This window comes from Vibrio sp. S12_S33 (genome assembly GCF_963889785.1).
In the GTDB taxonomy this organism is placed as follows: domain Bacteria; phylum Pseudomonadota; class Gammaproteobacteria; order Enterobacterales; family Vibrionaceae; genus Vibrio; species Vibrio aestuarianus.
The window spans coordinates 1-3,221 of the sequence record NZ_CAWPQZ010000096.1; the positions used below are offsets into that span (position 1 = coordinate 1).

General features: G+C 41.2%; 3 protein-coding genes and 3 pseudogenes. 2 read left to right on the forward strand and 4 right to left on the reverse strand.

Annotated features, from left to right (window positions below; all coding sequences use genetic code 11):
• The 3 genes and pseudogenes from AACW06_RS18945 to AACW06_RS21120 form a co-directional block, all read right to left on the reverse strand.
• The coding region (locus AACW06_RS18945; protein WP_192076260.1) for an IS1 family transposase at positions 1-112 on the reverse strand (112 nt) is incomplete at its 3' end.
• A 111-nt stretch (positions 113-223) separates the two neighbouring features.
• Entirely contained in the window at positions 224-1,306 is a 1,083-nt protein-coding gene (locus AACW06_RS18950) for a DUF4056 domain-containing protein (RefSeq protein ID WP_192076261.1), read from the reverse strand.
• Positions 1,307-1,332: 26 nt separating this feature from the next.
• Positions 1,333-1,497: pseudogene (locus AACW06_RS21120) on the reverse strand (BamA/TamA family outer membrane protein); the annotation flags it as partial.
• A 205-nt stretch (positions 1,498-1,702) separates the two neighbouring features.
• On the opposite strand from AACW06_RS21120, the pseudogene AACW06_RS18955 reads away from it, so the two are divergent.
• Positions 1,703-1,786, forward strand: a pseudogene (locus AACW06_RS18955) (DDE-type integrase/transposase/recombinase); the annotation flags it as partial.
• A 6-nt stretch (positions 1,787-1,792) separates the two neighbouring features.
• Here the strand turns inward: AACW06_RS18955 and AACW06_RS18960 are convergent.
• Positions 1,793-1,963 (reverse strand): annotated as a pseudogene (locus AACW06_RS18960) (IS1 family transposase); the annotation flags it as partial.
• Between the two features lie 286 nt (positions 1,964-2,249).
• On the opposite strand from AACW06_RS18960, the gene AACW06_RS18965 reads away from it, so the two are divergent.
• The gene (locus AACW06_RS18965; protein ID WP_192076262.1) at positions 2,250-2,945 is read left to right on the forward strand and encodes a VC0807 family protein; all 696 of its coding nucleotides are present in this window, start codon (positions 2,250-2,252) and stop codon (positions 2,943-2,945) included.
• The last annotated feature ends 276 nt before the right edge of the window (positions 2,946-3,221 follow it).

The window sequence follows — 3,221 nt, forward strand, 5'->3', positions numbered from 1 at the left end:
AACGCTTACATTCTATGCAACGAAATCGCTGAAAGCCCGTTACTCCCTTACCGTGTTTACGTACATATTCAGTTTGGTTACAAAATCGACATTGAACTTGAATGGTAGCCATGATTTCTTGTTTGAGAGTGAAAAGGTTACCATTTTAACACAAGTTCTCCATGTTGGAGTCACGACCGGATTTCTAATATCATGCTAGAAGCTCATTCAATTCAAAGAACTTTTAGTGAGGCGGAAGTAGATCGTTTCGGTTTAGTTCATGTTTATCATCAATAGATTTTGCAAATTTAGCTATCGTCACAAAATCATCAACCGCCCATACTTTTTTACTTGTGAGATCCGAAGGCAACGCAGAGAAATTTTTCTCTTTTTTGCTTGCAACTAAGGTTAGGTATCCCCACGACTCCAAATTAGCAAGCGGCCCCAATGAAAGTGTCACTCGCTCCTCAGTATCGCCCCAATTAGGCTTAATCGTAAGACGAGGTGTGTAGTCTCGAGTTTTTACTACCCATTTATCAGGTAGACGTTTGCCGCTATCCCACCACGCGCCATCCATATCATTCATTATTTTTTCAGTACGATCATAATCTTGGGCACCTAGCTCTTGAAGCTTACGTTGAAACACTTCTGTAAATGCCACTTGGTATGTTTCTTTCGTCAGCTCTGGCAAGTTTTGCAATACCTCTATGGCAATGATAGAACCTAGCATGTTTGAATAGAGATCTTCAGGAGAGAATGCTGAAGGGTACTCTTTAAACCCCTTCACAGATGTGAACCCAAACCATTGTGCAATTTCATGCCACTGAGCAAGACGAAAAGCGAGAAGTGCACTTAACTGTATTTCAGCCAATTTTTGTTCATCAGCCATCATTCCAACGGCTTGTTGGGTCAAGTTGATAACACGGCTACGCAATTCATCGTCTAAGACAATTTGCATATCCGTTCCTAGGTTATCTTTAATTTGTGTGTACAAAAATGCAGTATAGTCCGCGGTATCTCGAACATGAGCAGTATCGATAATTCCGCCTTTGTTAGTATAAATCAGGCCATTTTTTTCATCACCAGTTCCCAATAAGCTACTTGTAACACCCTGGCTACCATCGTTGTACCTGTGTTGTTCTAGGTCAGACAGTTCAACAATGTTATCCACTTTAAAAAAGGGAACTGGAATCACACCTAACTCAGACTTCATATGAATACCAAAGGCGCAGCAAGGTCTAAGTCCCGTGGGAGCGACGCTTTCAGCAGCAAAGCTTGGTGCATTTACTAGTAATAAGTTGAGTGCTATAACCGATTTTAATTTCATCTTTTACCTTTTGATTACGACTTGAGTCAGAATGCTTCATGAATATTGAAATAGAGGGTACTTTCATCACCAAAACCAAAATCTAGGCGAACATTGACTCGTGGTTTGAAAGCAAAACGATAACCAATCCCGTAAGTGGGTAACCAGTTATCATCGAACAGTTCATCAAAGTGACCAGCGACATTGCCAGCCCAATTACCAGACGCACATCACAAGTTAAAGACAAGTAACTTGCGAACTTCGGCGCATTATGCACGCCAGGCAGAAATTTTCAATTAGTATACTTTTAGATCAGCCTGTACGGCAGTGAACTATACAACATCAGCATAAAAACAAGTTGCACAAGTTGTTAGGTTAAAACCAAGATATGATGGCTGTTTCACTAAACCCATAAGAATCAGTTCGGACTCCTCATGGCAACTCAATGAAACTTACACTAGGGTGAAAGGAAAATGGTTCTATCTTCATCATGCCATCAATCTTTTCCTAGTTGAGACTCAAATCAGTTGATCTACCAATAGAACTCTTATTCATAAAGGTTCCGATAACCTTATCATGCATTTCTTCTGACTTTGAAAAACCGATGTTCTTACGAACTAAACGCTTAAGTCTGGAATGTAACATCAGATTTGTTCGCTCTATGCGTTGCGTAAACCTCTAATTTCGCTCTGAAAATGGTGAGCTAAACTTGGGTGGAATTTGATAACGAAAGTACCATGCACAGAAGAAAATGTGATGTCTTAAATTGAATGATCGAGCGACACGCACGCGAATTGTACCTAATACGTACACTTCCAAATATAAGCCTTGCTATTAAATCAAGCACACCACTTTCATAAGTCGTTACATAACTCAAGGCTTTAACCCTTTACATCTGGCGTGACTGGATGAACACTCCGTATCAAAGTAAAATGGCAGACAACATTGTAGAGTCAGTAGAATTATGAGTAACACAACCGCGAAAAAGTCCAATCCCCTATTCGAGATCCTGTTTAACGTATTCATCCCTTCCTTCATATTAATGAAATTTAGTGGCGATGAGCACTTAGGAACAGCGATGGCACTGGCTGTCGCGCTGGCATTTCCGATCATTTATGGTGGCATGGATCTGATTCGGAATAAGAAATTTAACTTCATTTCCGCACTCGGTTTTATCAGTGTGCTATTAACCGGTGGTATCGGTCTGCTGGAGCTGGATACACGTTGGTTAGCACTAAAAGAGGCCTTAATTCCAGGTTTGATCGGGCTTGCTGTATTGGGTTCCACCTTTACTCGCTATCCGCTGATGCAAAAAATACTGCTCAATGCCAGCGTGTTGAACCTACCGCAGATCAACGAGCGCTTGCAAGAGAATGGCAAAACTGAAGCATTTGAACGCTGCTTAATGTCTTCAAATTACTTGTTTGCCAGCACCTTTGCGTTTTCATCGGCAATGAACTATTTCCTCGCCACTTGGATTGTAACGAGCCCAGCAGGTACTGCGGCCTTTAATGAAGAATTGGGTAAGATGACACTGTACAGCTACCCGATGATTGCAATTCCAAGTATGTTGATGATGTTTGGCATTTTCTATTACATCTGGCGCCAAGTCCGTGCAATGACATCGCTAGAAATAGAACAGATTTTCCACATCAAATAACGCCCCACTTAATGCGGTAATGTAATCACTGATTGCCACCGCTACCTAAATAATTCGGTCGAGACTCAAATCGGTGGATATGTGTTAATATAGCCACCGATTTGAGTCTCGACCCGTATTTCTTCCTTTCCAGTTCTCTATCTCTCTCTTTTTATTCTGTGGATACAGAAAACCACGGGTTTACCCGTGGATGAATGCCTTTGGAGACGGTACGATGGATAAATGCAATATTACACCTCGTCCCATAGTGTCTATTACACGAAGTATCACGTAGTT

What these genes read in the sequence shown, in the direction of transcription:
- AACW06_RS18965 (WP_192076262.1), top strand. Translation starts at nt 2,250, where the DNA reads ATGAGTAACACAACCGCGAAAAAGTCCAATCCCCTATTCGAGATCCTG.
- AACW06_RS18950 (WP_192076261.1), bottom strand. Translation starts at nt 1,306, where the DNA reads ATGAAATTAAAATCGGTTATAGCACTCAACTTATTACTAGTAAATGCA.